The sequence below is a fragment of the Nocardioides luteus genome, from assembly GCF_015752315.1.
Taxonomy (GTDB): domain Bacteria; phylum Actinomycetota; class Actinomycetes; order Propionibacteriales; family Nocardioidaceae; genus Nocardioides.
Map to the genome: position 1 here is coordinate 3,615,396 of NZ_JADOVJ010000001.1, position 14,127 is coordinate 3,629,522.

Below are 14,127 nucleotides of genomic sequence, written 5' to 3' on the forward strand. Positions count from 1 at the left end.
TGCGAAAGCGAGATGCAGTGGGTGACCATGGAGTCATGACCGGCAACCACGAGCAGCTGCAGCGCGACGCCAAGGACCACCTCTGGATGCACTTCACGCGGCATTCGAGCTACGCCGAGGCAGACGTGCCGATCATCGCCAGGGGCGAGGGCGCCTACATCTACGACATCGAGGGCAACCGCTACCTCGACGGTCTGGCCGGGCTCTTCGTCACCCAGGTCGGCCACGGGCGCGCCGAGCTCGCCGACGCCGGCGCCGCGCAGGCCAAGCAGCTGGCCTTCCACCCGCTGTGGTCCTACGCGCACGAGCCGGCCATCGAGCTGGCCGCGCGGCTGGCCTCGCTGGCTCCCGGCGACCTGAACCGGGTCTTCTTCACCAACTCCGGCTCCGAGGCCGTCGAGACGGCGTGGAAGCTCGCCAAGAACTACTTCAAGCTGCGCGGCAAGCCGGGCAAGCACAAGGTGATCGGGCGCAACATCGCCTACCACGGCACCACCCACGGGGCGCTGTCGATCACCGGCCTCGCCGACATCAAGGCGCCGTTCGAGCCGCTGGTCCCCTCGACCTTCCGGGTGCCGAACACCAACATCTACCGCGCCTTCGAGATCACCGGCGGGCTGATGGACGGGAGCGACCCGGAGGCGTTCGGCCGCTGGTGCGCCGACCAGATCGACTTCGCGATCCGCGCCGAGGGTCCCGACACCGTCGCCGCGGTCTTCCTCGAGCCCGTGCAGAACTCGGGCGGCTGCTTCCCGCCTCCCCCGGGCTACTTCCAGCGCGTGCGGGAGATCTGCGACGAGCACGACGTGCTCCTCGTCTCCGACGAGGTCATCTGCGCCTACGGGCGGCTCGGCACGATGTTCGGCGCGGAGCGGTTCGGCTACGTGCCCGACATGATCACCTCGGCCAAGGGGCTGACCTCGGGCTACGCGCCGCTCGGCGCCACCATCATCTCCGACAGGCTGATGGCTCCCTTCCTCGAGGGCGAGGAGACCTTCTACCACGGCTACACCTTCGGCGGTCACCCCGTCTCCACGGCGGTGGCGCTGGCCAACCTCGACCTCTTCGAGGCCGAGGACCTGCTCGGCAACGTACGCCGCAACGAGGCCGCCTTCCGCGCCACCCTGGAGAAGCTGAAGGACCTGCCGGTCGTCGGCGACGTACGCGGCACCGGCTACTTCTACGGCATCGAGCTGGTCAAGGACCGCGCGACCAAGGAGACCTTCACCGAGGAGGAGTGCGAGCGCATCCTCTACGGGTACGTCTCCAAGGCGCTGTGGTCCGAGGGCCTCTACTGCCGCGCCGACGACCGCGGCGAGCCGGTCATCCAGCTCTCCCCGCCCCTCACCGTGGGCCAGGCCGAGTTCGACGAGATGGAGCAGATCCTGCGCCGGGTGCTGGAGAAGGCCTCGACGATGCTCTGACCCGGGGTCAGCCCTGGATCCGTGGCCACGGCGACTGCTCCTCGAGCGCATAGCCGAGCTCGAGGAGCGTCCGCTCGTCCCCGTACGCCGCGGAGAGCTGCACCCCGATCGGAAGCCCCTCCTCGCTGAGCCCCATCGGCAGCGAGATCGCCGGAGCGCCGGTGATGTTCTGCAGCGGCGTGAACGCGACGTGGCGCCGCAGCCGGTCGACGAGCTCCTCGAACGGCACGTTCGGGGAGAGGTGGCCCAACGGCGGGGTGACTCCGGCGACGACCGGGCAGAGCACCACGTCGTGGTGGTCGAAGACGGCCGCGTAGGCCACCGCGGCCCGCCGCAGGCGGTGCAGCGCGGCCGGCGTACGGCGCCAGCCACCGGAGGTGAAGGCGCGTCGCAGACCGTCGGTGAGGCCGTCGAGCCGGGCGGTGTCGAGGGTCCGGTCGATGGTCAGGCGGCCCAGGTTGCCGGCGAGGAACGCGAGCAGACCCCAGTATTCGAGGAAGTCGTCGCCGAAGCGTGCGTCGACGGGGATCGGGACCGGCTCGACGGTGTGGCCCTGCTCCTCGAGCAGGGTCGCGGTCCGTTCCACGGCCGCCTTCGTCGGGGTGTCCACGACGGCGTCGGTCACCGACTCCATGATCATCGCGACCCGCAACCGCCGTCGCGCGGGGCCCTCGACCAGCCCGAGCGGCGGCAGTGACGGGTTGCGCCAGTGCCGCTCGAGCGCGGCATGGAAGGTCGCGGTGTCCCGGACGGTGCGTGTCAGCACGCCCTCGCTGACCATGTTGATCGGCAGGGTCCGGGCCATCTCGCCGTCGAGGTGCCGGCCGCGGCTGGGCTTGAGCCCGACCAGCCCGGCGGCCGCGGCAGGGATCCGGATGGACCCGCCGCCGTCGTTCGCGTGCGCGATCGGCACGGCTCCGGCGGCGACCAGGGCCGCCGCGCCTCCGGAGGACGCCCCGACGGAGTGCTCGGTGTTCCACGGGTTGGGTGTCGGCGGCCCGCTGCGGAACTCCGTGGTCGCGTTGAGCCCGAACTCCGGCATCCGGCTCTTGCCCAGCACCGTCATGCCCGTGCTGAGGAACTGCGCCGTGTAGCGCCCGTCGCGGGTGACCGGGCGCGCCCGGAACGCCTCCGAGCCGTGGTTGGTCGGCATCCCGAGCAGATCGGTGTTGTCCTTGAGCAGGGTCGGCACGCCGTGGAGCAGGCCGGTGCCGACATCCGCGCGACGGGGCGCGTCGTAGGCCTCGTACGCCATCGCGTGCAGCGGCGGCGCCACCTGCTGGAGCCGGGCGACCGCCGCAGCCTCGACCTCGGCCGCGGCCAGCTCCCCCGACCGGATGAGGCGGGCGAGCTCGACGGCGTCGTGGTCGCCGAGGGCGTCGTCGGTGAAGGCGTGTACGCGGGTCGGTGCGGTCATGCCGACAGCGTGCTGGATCCGCCTCGAAAAGTTTAGAAGATCTTCCAGACTTTATGCTGGTTCCCATGAAGCGACGGCACGGCGACAGCGCCAGGCAGCGACGCGACGCCCTCGTCCGCGCCACGATCGAGGTGGCCGCGGAGAAGGGCATGGCAGGGGTCACCCACCGCGCGGTCACCGAGCGGGCCGGGCTGCCGCTGGCGACCGTCGGCTACTTCTTCGACTCCATCTCCGACCTGGCCGCCGAGGCGCTGCGCACCGGCGTGGCCGAGGACGTCGCCCGGCTGCGTACGCTCGCCGACGAGCTCGCCGCGACCTCGCCCGGCACCGATGCCATGGCCGAGGCTTTCGCGGCGGCGCTGATGTCGCCGCCGACCGACGCGCTCGCGTTCCTGGAGGGACTCCTCCACGCCGCCCGCGACCCCGAGTTCCGCCCGGTCGTGGCCGAGGTGCTCACCGCCGGCCGCGACGTCGCCGCCCGCGCGGCGACCGTCGCCGGAGCGACCCGGACGGACCCGGCCTCCGTGCTCGCCCTGGTGCACGGCTATCTGCTGCACGCGCTCGCGGCCCCCGACCTGGTCGACCCCGACGCCCTCCTGCGCGGGCTGCGCGCCCTCGTGATCGGCACCCTGGTCGAGAGCGGCGAGATCGATGTCGCCCTGCGGCTCGCCGGCCGTGGGTCAGCCGACGACGCGTACCTCGCTCCCTAGGACCGCGCCGTCCTGCAGGGTCAGGTGGTCACCGGACCAGAAGCGGCCGGGGTCGTAGTAGTTGGTGGGGCGCTCGTCGTCGAGCAGTCCCATCTCCTGGTAGGTGGCCGCGACGACCTCGGCGCAGTAGACCTGCTCGATCCCGGCCTTCGAGCGGACCCTCCCCCGGACCCAGCGCCCGGCCAGGTTCACCGTCGAGGGGAACGGGGTGCCGTCGAGGCGGGCGATCGTGCGGAGCAGGGCATCCTCGCGTGTGCGGTCGATGTCGGCGGTGAGCTGGCGCAGCCAGACCTGCTGCTCGTAGCGGCCGGCCCACTGCTCGACCGCGGCGCGCAGGTCATGGAGTTGTACACCGCGGTGATGGGTGCCGGTGTAGAGGTCGAGCAGCCCCTTGCCGAGCTCGGCGTGCCACATCAGCGGCGGCAGGTCGTCGAGCACGACCGCCATCCCGACGTGGTTGACCGGGGCGTTGCTGAGCATCCGGATGGCCCGGTCGGCGACCGACCGGCCGCGGAAGAGCCACAGATCGCCGGTCCGGGTCTGGTCCACGGCGTCTTCGAGGGAGATAGTGGTGTCGTCAGACATCTCGAGCAGGGGGTCCTCAATGGGTTTGGGCAGTGCACGCGTGTGGAAGATCGTCGGTCTCGCCGGTCTGGCCGGGGTCACCGCGACAGGCGTCATCATCGCGCGCAACCACCGCCAGCGTACGCAGCGCACGCCGGAGGAGATCCACGCCAAGCTCCGCGAGCGGATCGCGGCGGCGCAGGACGCGGCCTGAGCCGGTTCAGGAGTCGAAGCCGAGCCCGAGCCGGTCCATCGTCCGCAGGAACAGGTCGCGACGGCCGCCCTCGGCGTCAGCCTTGCCGAGCGAGCGGACCATCATCGAGATACCGGCGTACCGGGCGGGCTCGGGCGGGAACGGCAGCGGCTTGGAGCGCACCATCTCCAGCGACGTACGTTCCGTCTGCTCGCCGCTGAGCAGGTCGAGCATCACCTGGGCGCCGAAGCGGGTGGCCCCGACGCCGAGACCGGTGTAGCCGAGCGCGTAGGCGACGCGGCCGGCGTACGCCTTCCCGAAGAACGCCGAGAAACGGGTGCAGGTGTCGATGACACCGGCCCAGCGGTGGGTGAAGCGCAGCCCCTCGAGCTGCGGGAACGTCTCGAAGAAGTGACTCGCGAGCTTGTCGTGGGTCGCGCCCGTCTCCAGCTCCGGCGAGATCTTCGAGCCGAAGTGATAGACCGCGTCGTAGCCGCCCCACAGGATCCGGTTGTCCCGGGTCAGGCGGTAGTAGTGGAAGTGGTTGGCGGAGTCGCTGACCCCCTGCCGGTTGGCCCAGCCGATGGCGTCCATCTGCGCCGACGAGAGCGGCTCGGTCATGAGTACGTAGTCGTAGACCGGCACCGTCATCATCTTCAGTCGCCGCAGCAGCGGCGGGAAGGCGTTGGTGGCCAGGGCCACCCGCCCGGCCCGCACCGACCCGGTGAGAGTCGACACCCGCATCCCGGCCCCGTCGCGACCGAGCCCGGTGACCGCGGAGCCCTCGTGGATCACCACACCGGCGTCCAGGCAGGCCTGCCGCAGTCCCCAGGCCAGCCGCGCGGGCTCGACGGTGGCCGTGTCGCCGAGCACCTCCAGCCCGCCGAGGTAGGTCGGCGAGTCGAGCTCGGCCCGCGTCCCCGCCTGGTCCAGCAGCCGGTGCTTGATGCCGTGCTCCGTCAATGCGGCCGACCACTCGGCCAGGTCGTCGACCTCGTGCGGCCTGGTCGCGACGTTCAACGCCCCGGTGAGCCGCCAGTCGCAGTCGATGCCGTGCTCCTGGATGGTGGCCGCCATCTCGTCGAGGTTCTGCTGGCCGAGCCGGTCCAGGGTCGCGAGCTCGTCCGGCCAGCGCTCCAGGCCGTTCCAGAAGCCGTGGGTCAAGGACGCCTCCGCGAAGCCGCCGTTGCGTCCCGATGCCTGGTCGCCGCAGCGGCCGGCCTCGAGCGCGATCACCGACCACGATGGAAACCGCTCCCGGGCCAGCAGCGCCGTCCACAGCCCCGAGTAACCGCCTCCGACGACCACCAGGTCGGCCGACTCCACCCCGAGCAGCGGCGGCAGCGGGGCGGGTCTCGCGGGGTCGTCGAGCCAGTAGACGGCGGGCTTCGCATCGGTCAGCGACACATGGTTCACGAGGCTCACTATGACAACTCACGAGGGCTTCAGCCACACAGAATGTACGGAATCATGGAAATTGTTCGTTACACACGACGGATTTCGTTGCATCCGGCGACGACAAACGGGTTGACTGGGCGCCATGACCACTCGCAAGCGCAACGGGGGCGCTCACCTCGACGAGGTCAACAAGCTGATCATCGAGCAGCTCCAGCAGGACGGCCGGCGCAGCTACGCCGCCATCGGCAAGGAGGTCGGCCTCAGCGAGGCCGCGGTGCGCCAGCGCGTGCAGCGCCTCGTCGACAGCGGCGTCATGCAGGTCGTCGCGGTCACCGACCCGCTCGAGCTCGGCTTCGCGCGGCAGGCCATGATCGGCGTACGCACCTCCGGACCGATCGAGGGCATCGCCGACGAGCTCGGCAAGCTCGACGAGGTCGACTACATCGTCATCACCGCCGGCTCCTACGACCTCCTCGTCGAGGTCGTGGCCGAGAGCGACGAGGCCCTCCTCAACCTCGTCTCCAGCAAGATCCGCGCCATCGAGGGCGTGGTGAGCACGGAGACGTTCATGTACCTCCACCTGCACAAGCAGACCTACGCCTGGGGCGTGAGGTGAACAACTACTCCGGCATCAGCCTGTGGCACGAGACCGCGGGCGACTCCTGGGAGCCGCGTCCCGCGCTGATGGGCGACCTCGAGGTCGACGTCGCGATCGTGGGCGCGGGCTACACGGGCCTGTGGACGGCCTACTACCTGGCCGAGGCCAGGCCCGACCTGAAGATCGCGATCCTCGAGGCCGAGGTGGCCGGTTTCGGGGCATCCGGCCGCAACGGCGGCTGGTGCTCGGCCCTCTTCCCCGCCTCGCTCGACAAGGTGGCGGCGGGCTCGAGCCGGGAGGCCGCGCTCGCCCAGGACCGGGCGATGCGGGAGACCGTCGACGAGGTGATCCGGGTCGCCGCGGCCGAAGGCATCGAGGCCGACATCGCCAAGGGCGGCACGGTCGTCGTGGCCCGTACGCCCGCCCAGCTCGAGCGCGCCCGGCACGAGGTCGAGCACGCCCGGTCCTGGGGACTGGGCGAGGCGGAGCTCTCCCTGCTCGACCAGGCCGATGCCGAGAAGCGGCTCGCCGCGACCGGCACCCTCGGCGCCACCTACACCCCCGACTGCGCCGCGATCCACCCGGCCAAGCTCGTCCGCGGCCTGGCCCGCGCCGTCGAGGCCCGCGGGGTCACGATCTACGAGCAGACCCGGGTCACCTCGATCGAGCCGCACGTCGTGCGGACCGAACGTGACGTGGTCTCGGCCGACGTTGTCGTACGCGCCACCGAGGGCTACACCCCGACGCTGGCCGGTCTCGAGCGCGAGGTCATCCCGGTGCGCTCCCTCATCATCGCCACCGAGCCGCTCACCGACCTGGTCTGGGCGAGCATCGGGCTGGAGGAGCGCGAGACGTTCTCCGACGGCCGCCACCTGCTGATCTACGGGCAGCGCACCGCAGACGACCGGCTCGTCTTCGGCGGGCGCGGCGCTCCGTACTCCTTCGGGTCGAAGATCACCCACGCGGACTCCGCCGACCTGCGCACCCACCGTCGCCTGCAGGAGACCCTGGTCGAGCTGTTCCCGGCCGTACGCGGCCACAAGATCACCCACCGATGGGGCGGCGTCCTCGGCATCCCGCGCGACTGGCACGCCTCGGTCGGCTATGACCCGGCCAGCGGGATCGCCCACGCCGGCGGCTACGTCGGTGACGGCGTCGCGACCACCAACCTCGCCGGCCGTACGCTGCGGGACCTGATCGTCGGCACCGACTCCGACCTCACCGCCCTCCCCTGGGTCGGCCACGTCTCCCCGCGCTGGGAGCCGGAGCCGCTGAGGTGGCTCGGCGTCAACGCCGGGCTGCGTGCCATGACCGTGGCCGACGTGGCGGAGACCGCCACCGGCAAGGGCTCACTGGTCGCCCGGGCCGTCGCCCCGCTCGTCGGCGGCCACTGACGTCCCGCGCCCTTCGCCGTTCCCCCGTGCTCAGGCATTACGCTGCGGCTGTCGCACGAGGATCTCGGGGGAAGTCATGGCTGTCTCGTCCGGCGCCAAGAAGGCGCTCGTCTCTGTCGGCGTGCTGGTCTGCGTCGGCGCACTGCTCGTCGGGATCGGACACTGGCGCGCCCACGACCTGGTCTCCGGCGACGTGGTCTGGCACGTGGCAGCCGAGGACAGCGGCGATGAAGCGGTCGTCGTACGCGATCGGATCTACACCTACGACAACGACCTGTTGACGATTCGTGACCTCGAGTCCGGGAAGGAGGTCGCCGAGGAGTATCAGGACGGCGCGTGGGCGTACGTCGGCGACGGCGGCCACGTCGCGGTCGTCGGCAACGAGAGCATCGCGATGTACGACCGGGACGGCGAAGACCTCTGGCACCTGACCATGGACGATCTGTACCTGCCCATCGCCATCAGCCGCGACGGCACGCTCGACGCAATCGCCTGCTCGGAGGAGAGCCGGTGCGTCGCCGCTCAGTTCGACGTCTCCGGTCGAGTGACATCACGCGACTCCCGCGGATCGACCGATCTCTGGACGCCCGCGCTCATCGGCGTCGACACCTTCGAGGACCACCCGTCCGTCCGGCGAGTCCCGACGATCGCGACCGGCATCGACCCGAAGAAGCGTGCGGCCTTCCAGGTGCGCGACGGCGAGCCGTTCGGTCCCGCTGTCGAAGTCACGGACGACGTCGCCGCCCAGGTCGGCGACCTGCTCGTCGGGATGTCCCGCAAGGACGGGACCTGTCACTTCACCGCCACCCGAGCGGGCAAACGGGCATGGACCACGTCGACTCCGTGCCCCGATCTCGGATACCCGAAGGTGGAAGTCTTCACCGACCGGATCTACGTCACCAACCCGTCGGGTGACGCCTACGACGTCGTCACCGCGGACCTCGAAGGCCGGCGAGCCACGAGCTTCCGGATCAAGACCGGGCCGACCTCGGAGGAGGACAGGACCCAGCTCTCGCCCACCCCGGATGCCATCGTGCTCACCCTGACCGACCAGATCGCCGCGTACTCCCCCACGACCGGGAAGAGACTGTGGAGCCAGAAGCTGTCGCGGACCTCTCATGACGCGCTGGACGAGGCGAAGAAGATCTACCCGGGCGTCGAGGTGAGTGGACCGGTCATCGACCGATACGGGAACGGCCCCCAGGCGTTGGCCACGCTCGCCATCGGGCGCGACGTCCCGGCCTACACGCACACCTATCTCGATGCCACCTCCGGGGAGGAGTCGGCCGAGCTCGCGGCGCCGTACGGAGTCTCCTCCCTCGGACTGGAGGACGGACGTGTCCTGGTCCTCGGGGACGACGACATCTGGCTGGTCGCCGGGTAGGGACCGGATAAACCTGTTGCGTACGCCGGTCGCGGTCCTCCACCATGGACCGCGACCGGCGTTCTCGTCCACGAGGCGCACTGATCGAGAGGAGCAGACCGATGACTGTCGTTGTCCTGTGCCTGCCCACAGACCACATCTCTCGTATCAGGAGCACCCGAAGTGACTCAGGAGAACATCTCCGCTGATCCCGCCGTATCCGACTCTCTGGCAGGGATCGACCCCAATTTCGTCTTCGACTTCCAGGCCTACGACGACCTCGAGGACGGACAGCGCTGGTCCACCTGGCTCTCCGTGGAGCCGCTCTCCCGTGGACCGGAGCCGCGCCCGGACTGGGTGGTGACCTCTCAGGGCGCCATCGACACCGAGCTCGGCATTCTCAAGACCGGCAAGGAGGCCGACGCCTTCCTGATCGTGCGGGCGGACCCGCTCTATCCGGAGCAGGAGGCGCTGATGGTCGCCAAGCGCTACCGCGACACCGACCACCGCACCTTCCACCGGGCCGCGAGCTACACCGAGGGCCGTTCGGTCAAGCGCTCCCGCGACGAGCGCGCGCTGAAGAAGAACTCGACCTTCGGCCGCGAGGTCGCCAAGGCCGAGTGGGCCAACGCCGAGTGGAACGCGCTCGTACGCTGCTGGAACCTCGGCCTCCCGGTCCCCTATCCGGTGCAGATCGACGGGACCGAGATCCTGATGGAGTGGATCGCGGTCGACGACGGCAACGGGGAGCTGGAGACGGCGCCGCGTCTCGCCCAGACCCGCCCGGAGCGCCACGTCCTGGAGATGTGGTGGGACGGGCTCGTCGACGCGCTGGCCACGATGGTGCAGGCGGGACTGGTCCACGGTGACCTCTCGCCCTACAACATCCTGGCCCAGCAGGACCGGCTGGTGATCATCGATCTTCCCCAGATCATCGACCTGGTCGGCAACCCGCTCGGTTTCGACTTCCTGCTGCGCGACATCACCAACGTCGCGAAGTGGTTCCAGGCCCGAGGCCTGGAGGTCGACGAGCAGGAGGTCTACGCCGACCTGATGGCGCACGCCTTCTAACGGGCCAGTCCGCGCATCAGGGTCTCGACGACGTCGCGCACCATCTCCTGCGACTGCTCGGGGGGCACGAAGCCGGACCCGACAAAGGTGGCCAGACCCTGGAGCGCGGCCAGGACGGTGACCCCGATGACCTCGGGGTCACCGTCGACGACCTCACCACGGGCCTGGGCGTCGGTGAGCACGGCGGTGGGCCGGGCGAAGGCGGCGGCGATCGCCTCGGCGATCTCGGCGCCAGCGGTCTCGGTGTGCTTGCGCGCGAACATCACCGAGAGCAGTGCCGGGTTGTCGGTGGCGAAGTCGAGATAGGCCGAGGCGAACGCCACCAGGTCGTCGGTCAGCGAGCCACGAACCGCCAGAGCGGCGTTCATCACCTCGGCCAGCCGCCGGAATCCGGCGACCGCGAGCGCGTCGAAGAGCGCGTTCTTGTCGCGGAAGTGAGCACTCGGCGCGGCATGGCTCACGCCCAGATCGCGGGCGATGCCGCGTAGCGAGAGCGCGTCGGTGCCCGACTCGCGCAGCACCTCCTCGGCGCGGCGGAGCACCGCGGCACGCAGGTCGCCATGGTGGTAGCGGGTCATCGTCTCGGTCATCAGGCACACCTTATCGAGATTTCACCAGTCTAGACGTTGTCAAGATTCTTGGCATCGCCTAGATTGGTGTCATGACCGAACAGAAGTGGACTTCCACCCGGCTGCCGTCCTTCGATGGCCGCACCGTGATCGTCACCGGCGCAACCAGCGGCTTGGGCCGCGTCGTCGCCACCGAGCTGGGCGCGAAGGGCGCCAGGGTCGTCCTGGCCGTACGCAACGTCGCCGCCGGCGAGGAGGTGGCCGCCACGATCGGTGGCGGCGTCGAGGTGCGCTCGCTCGACCTGGCTGACCTGGGCTCGGTGCGGCGCTTCGCCGAGGAGTGGGAGGGCGAGATCGACGTACTCATCAACAACGCCGGGATCATGATGGTGCCGAAGCGGCTCACGACCGACGGCTACGAGAGCCAATTCGCCACCAACCACCTGGGGCACTTCGCGCTCACCAACCTGCTGCTCCCCCACCTCACCGACCGCGTCGTGACCGTCGCCTCCTCGGCCCACCGCTGGGGTGGCTTCGACCTCGACGACCTCAACTGGGAGCGGCGCGACTACCAGCCGGAGAGGGCCTACGGGCAGTCGAAGATCTCCAACCTGCTCTTCACCCTCGAGCTGCAGCGACGCCTGGAAGGCACCGGACTCCGAGCGTACGCCGCACACCCGGGCTACTCCGCGACCAACCTGCAGAGCCACACCGGCAACCCCGTCAAGCACGCCCTCATGGCGCTCGGCAACCGGATCGTCGCCCAGTCCGCGGAGGCCGGCGCGCTCCCGACCCTGTACGCGGCCAGCCAGGACCTTCCGCCGGCAAGCTACGTCGGGCCCGACGGGCTCGGCGAGTATCGCGGCAGCCCGACCCTCGTCGGCCGCACCGCGGTGGCCTCCGACCCCGACCTCGCCCGCAAGCTGTGGACCGAGTCCGAGAAGCTCACCGGATTCTCCTGGCCACTGTGAGTCGGTAGATTTCTCGGTATGAAGCATCACCGGGGACGCCATGTCGACATCGAGTCGGTCGCGGAGCTCGATGGGCACCTGGCGGCCGGCGCGGGCAGCCTGAAGGGATGGCGGCTGCGGGCGCTGGATCTGACCTCGCGCTCCGGCACGCTGCGTGAGACCGAGCTCGCCGGGGCGACGTTCCTCGGATGCACCTTCGCACCCGGGGACGTCGACTACGCCGAGGACGAGGGCGCGCTGGTGATGCCGGTGATCCCGGAGGCACCGGTGGACGTCTACCGCTCCCGGCTCTACACCCCCGAGGAGCTCTACGACGACCCGGTCTACGCGCGGAGCCTGGACGCGAAGGCGTACGCCTGGCTGCAGCAGCCGCTCGACGCCGACGACGAGCTCGCGATCACCCTCCACGACCACGCGATCGACGCCGCGCTCGAGGCGTGGGTGCGCGCTCGGCGGGACGAAGGGACGCGGATCGTCGGCATGATGGGCGGGCACGCGCTGCAGCGCGGCGAGGAGGGCTACGCGACCGCCGCCCGCCTGGCCCAGCACCTGGCGAGCCGCCACGTGGTCGCCACCGGCGGCGGCCCCGGGGCCATGGAGGCCGCCAATCTCGGCGCCTTCCTCGCCGGGGCACCGAAGACGGCCCTGGAGGACGCGCTCGAGTCTCTCGCCGCCGTGCCGTCGTTCCGGCCCTCGATCGGGGCCTGGGCGCAGGTGGCCCTCGGCGTACGCAACCGGGTCGAGGGCAGGCCCGCGCGGTCGCTGGGGATCCCGACGTGGCACTACGGCCACGAGCCGCCCAACGTGTTCGCCGGCGCGATCGCGAAGTACTTCCGCAACGCCACCCGCGAGGCGGTGCTCCTGGAGGTCTGCGACGGCGGGATCGTCTTCCTGCCGGGCGCCGGCGGGACGGTGCAGGAGGTCTTCCAGGACGCGTGCGAGAACTACTACGCCGACACCAGCGCGGTCGCTCCGATGGTGCTGGTCGGACGGCGCTACTGGACCGAGGAGCTGCCGGTCTGGCCGCTCCTGCAGGCACTCGCCCGGGGCCGGGCGATGGAGCACCACGTCCACCTCGTCGACACCGCCGAGGAGGTCCTCGAGGTCATCGCAGCTGGCGTGACCGGATGACGTCGCGGTAGTGGTCGACGAGGGCTGCGTTGACCGCACCCCAGGACTTGTGCGCGACGCTCTTGCGGGCCTCGCGTCCCATCCGCAGCCGCAGCTGCGGGTCGTTGTGGAGCAGCGCGACCTGGGAGCCGAGGTCGTCGCGGCTGCCGGGCTCGTAGAAGAACCCGGTCACGCCCTCGGCGACCAGGTCCAGCGGCCCGCCGGAGCGCGGCGCCACCACCGGGACGCCGGAGGCGAGCGCCTCCTGGACCGCCTGGCAGAAGGTCTCGTGGGAGCCGGTGTGCACGAACACGTCGAGCGAGGCGTACGCAGCCCCCAGCTCCTCCCCCTGCAGCACGCCCAGGAAGGTCGCCTCCGGGAGCAACTGGCGCAGCTCACGCTCCTGGGGACCACCGCCCACGAGCACGACCCTGTACGCCGGGTTGTGCGCCAGCGCGGTCAGCAGATGCAGCTCCTTCTCCTGGGCCAGGCGGCCGACGTACCCGACGATCGTCTCGCCGTTGGGCGCGAGCTGGGCGCGCAGGTCGTGGTCGACGCGGCTGGGGTGGAACAGCTCGACGTCGACACCGCGCGGCCACAGGCCGGTGCGCTGCACGCCGAGGCCCTCGAGCTGGGTGAGGGCCGAGGAGCTCGGTGCCAGGGTGCGGTCGGCGGCCGAGTGCGCCTGCCGGGTGAGCATCGCGGCGGCCTGGGGCCCGCCGACGGCCTTGTACTTGTCCCAGAAGCCCACCAGGTCGGTCTGGTAGATCGCCACGCTCGGGATGCCGAGCTCCTTGGCCACCAGCACCGCCTGCCGCCCGAGCAGCGCGGGCGAGGCGACGTGGACGACGTCGGGGGCGAACCGGCGCATCACCGCGCGCAGCTTGCGCCGCGTCTCGAGACCGACGCGGAAGTCCTTGTAGACCCAGAACGTCGCGCCCCGGGTGCGGGTCACCGGGAACCCGGCGTACTCGGTCGGCCCGGTGGGGGCCACGACCTCGACGGTGTGACCGTCGACCGCGAGATGCTCCAGGACGCGGCGTACGGAGTTCGTCACCCCGTTGACCTGCGGCAGGAACGACTCCGTGACGATGAGGACACGGAGCGGCTCCGAGTTGGCGGCGACCATCGGGACCCGATCGAGGCTGATGCTCATGTTTCTGATCGTGAGCGTCCTCCGGCAACGTGATCCCCGACTTGGTTGACAGGTCGGTGAACCTACCGTGGCCAGAACTCCGTGCCGGACGACAGATAGTCCGGCCGGTGTCATCAGCGGAAACGTTGCGTGACTCTCAGAGATCCGTCACCGCACCCCCGCTGGGTTGCCGCCGGCCCGCTCGTCTTG

The 14,127-nt window shown here is 70.5% G+C and carries 14 protein-coding genes; 9 read left to right on the forward strand and 5 right to left on the reverse strand.

Features of this window, described 5'->3' with window-relative positions:
- Positions 1-35: 35 nt before the first annotated feature.
- Positions 36-1,424 (forward strand): aspartate aminotransferase family protein, encoded by a 1,389-nt coding sequence (locus HD557_RS17345; protein WP_196874774.1) that lies wholly within the window; start codon positions 36-38, stop codon positions 1,422-1,424.
- 7 nt (positions 1,425-1,431) lie between these two features.
- Here HD557_RS17345 and HD557_RS17350 read toward each other — a convergent pair whose 3' ends face one another.
- On the reverse strand, positions 1,432-2,841 hold the full coding sequence (locus HD557_RS17350) for an amidase (protein WP_196874775.1): 1,410 nt from the start codon (positions 2,839-2,841) through the stop codon (positions 1,432-1,434).
- A 65-nt stretch (positions 2,842-2,906) separates the two neighbouring features.
- Here HD557_RS17350 and HD557_RS17355 point away from each other — a divergent pair, with 65 nt between their 5' ends.
- Positions 2,907-3,551 carry a TetR/AcrR family transcriptional regulator gene (locus tag HD557_RS17355; protein WP_196874776.1) on the forward strand — a complete coding sequence of 215 codons (645 nt, stop codon included), beginning with the start codon at positions 2,907-2,909 and terminating at the stop codon, positions 3,549-3,551.
- Here the strand turns inward: HD557_RS17355 and HD557_RS17360 are convergent.
- Positions 3,522-4,136 carry a hypothetical protein gene (locus HD557_RS17360; protein WP_196874777.1) on the reverse strand — a complete coding sequence of 205 codons (615 nt, stop codon included), beginning with the start codon at positions 4,134-4,136 and terminating at the stop codon, positions 3,522-3,524. The genes HD557_RS17355 and HD557_RS17360 overlap by 30 nt on opposite strands.
- Before the next feature lie 40 nt (positions 4,137-4,176).
- On the opposite strand from HD557_RS17360, the gene HD557_RS17365 reads away from it, so the two are divergent.
- Positions 4,177-4,329: a hypothetical protein gene (locus HD557_RS17365; RefSeq protein ID WP_008363261.1), complete on the forward strand. Its 153-nt coding sequence runs from the start codon at positions 4,177-4,179 to the stop codon at positions 4,327-4,329.
- 6 nt (positions 4,330-4,335) lie between these two features.
- Here the strand turns inward: HD557_RS17365 and HD557_RS17370 are convergent, their stop codons facing one another.
- Positions 4,336-5,724, reverse strand: a complete 1,389-nt coding sequence (locus tag HD557_RS17370) for an NAD(P)/FAD-dependent oxidoreductase (RefSeq protein ID WP_307785653.1) — start codon at positions 5,722-5,724, stop codon at positions 4,336-4,338.
- Between the two features lie 124 nt (positions 5,725-5,848).
- Between HD557_RS17370 and HD557_RS17375 the strand changes: the two genes are divergently transcribed.
- From HD557_RS17375 to HD557_RS17390, 4 genes are all read left to right on the forward strand, one after another.
- Positions 5,849-6,322 carry an Lrp/AsnC family transcriptional regulator gene (locus tag HD557_RS17375; protein ID WP_008363265.1) on the forward strand — a complete coding sequence of 158 codons (474 nt, stop codon included), beginning with the start codon at positions 5,849-5,851 and terminating at the stop codon, positions 6,320-6,322.
- A complete protein-coding gene (locus HD557_RS17380) occupies positions 6,319-7,698 on the forward strand; it encodes an NAD(P)/FAD-dependent oxidoreductase (protein ID WP_196874780.1) in 1,380 nt (459 codons plus the stop codon). Before HD557_RS17375 ends, HD557_RS17380 begins: the two co-directional genes overlap by 4 nt.
- A 76-nt stretch (positions 7,699-7,774) precedes the next feature.
- Positions 7,775-9,082, forward strand: a complete 1,308-nt coding sequence (locus tag HD557_RS17385) for an outer membrane protein assembly factor BamB family protein (protein ID WP_196874781.1) — start codon at positions 7,775-7,777, stop codon at positions 9,080-9,082.
- A 162-nt stretch (positions 9,083-9,244) separates the two neighbouring features.
- The gene (locus HD557_RS17390; protein WP_196874782.1) at positions 9,245-10,132 is read left to right on the forward strand and encodes a serine protein kinase RIO; all 888 of its coding nucleotides are present in this window, start codon (positions 9,245-9,247) and stop codon (positions 10,130-10,132) included.
- Here the strand turns inward: HD557_RS17390 and HD557_RS17395 are convergent.
- A complete protein-coding gene (locus HD557_RS17395) occupies positions 10,129-10,722 on the reverse strand; it encodes a TetR/AcrR family transcriptional regulator (protein WP_008363274.1) in 594 nt (197 codons plus the stop codon). The genes HD557_RS17390 and HD557_RS17395 overlap by 4 nt on opposite strands.
- 71 nt (positions 10,723-10,793) lie before the next feature.
- On the opposite strand from HD557_RS17395, the gene HD557_RS17400 reads away from it, so the two are divergent.
- Entirely contained in the window at positions 10,794-11,672 is an 879-nt protein-coding gene (locus HD557_RS17400) for an oxidoreductase (protein WP_196874783.1), read from the forward strand.
- A gap of 18 nt (positions 11,673-11,690) precedes the next feature.
- Positions 11,691-12,803 (forward strand): LOG family protein, encoded by a 1,113-nt coding sequence (locus HD557_RS17405; RefSeq protein ID WP_008363279.1) that lies wholly within the window; start codon positions 11,691-11,693, stop codon positions 12,801-12,803.
- Here the strand turns inward: HD557_RS17405 and HD557_RS17410 are convergent.
- Positions 12,778-13,938 (reverse strand): glycosyltransferase family 4 protein, encoded by a 1,161-nt coding sequence (locus HD557_RS17410; RefSeq protein ID WP_231380344.1) that lies wholly within the window; start codon positions 13,936-13,938, stop codon positions 12,778-12,780. The genes HD557_RS17405 and HD557_RS17410 overlap by 26 nt on opposite strands.
- Between the last annotated feature and the right edge of the window lie 189 nt (positions 13,939-14,127).

Excerpts from the sequence above, each read along its gene's own strand:
- HD557_RS17345 (WP_196874774.1), top strand. The coding sequence starts at position 36 with ATGACCGGCAACCACGAGCAGCTGCAGCGCGACGCCAAGGACCACCTC.
- HD557_RS17350 (WP_196874775.1), bottom strand. The coding sequence starts at position 2,841 with ATGACCGCACCGACCCGCGTACACGCCTTCACCGACGACGCCCTCGGC.
- HD557_RS17355 (WP_196874776.1), top strand. The coding sequence starts at position 2,907 with ATGAAGCGACGGCACGGCGACAGCGCCAGGCAGCGACGCGACGCCCTC.
- HD557_RS17360 (WP_196874777.1), bottom strand. The coding sequence starts at position 4,136 with ATGTCTGACGACACCACTATCTCCCTCGAAGACGCCGTGGACCAGACC.
- HD557_RS17375 (WP_008363265.1), top strand. The coding sequence starts at position 5,849 with ATGACCACTCGCAAGCGCAACGGGGGCGCTCACCTCGACGAGGTCAAC.
- HD557_RS17385 (WP_196874781.1), top strand. The coding sequence starts at position 7,775 with ATGGCTGTCTCGTCCGGCGCCAAGAAGGCGCTCGTCTCTGTCGGCGTG.
- HD557_RS17395 (WP_008363274.1), bottom strand. The coding sequence starts at position 10,722 with ATGACCGAGACGATGACCCGCTACCACCATGGCGACCTGCGTGCCGCG.
- HD557_RS17400 (WP_196874783.1), top strand. The coding sequence starts at position 10,794 with ATGACCGAACAGAAGTGGACTTCCACCCGGCTGCCGTCCTTCGATGGC.
- HD557_RS17405 (WP_008363279.1), top strand. The coding sequence starts at position 11,691 with ATGAAGCATCACCGGGGACGCCATGTCGACATCGAGTCGGTCGCGGAG.
- HD557_RS17410 (WP_231380344.1), bottom strand. The coding sequence starts at position 13,938 with ATGAGCATCAGCCTCGATCGGGTCCCGATGGTCGCCGCCAACTCGGAG.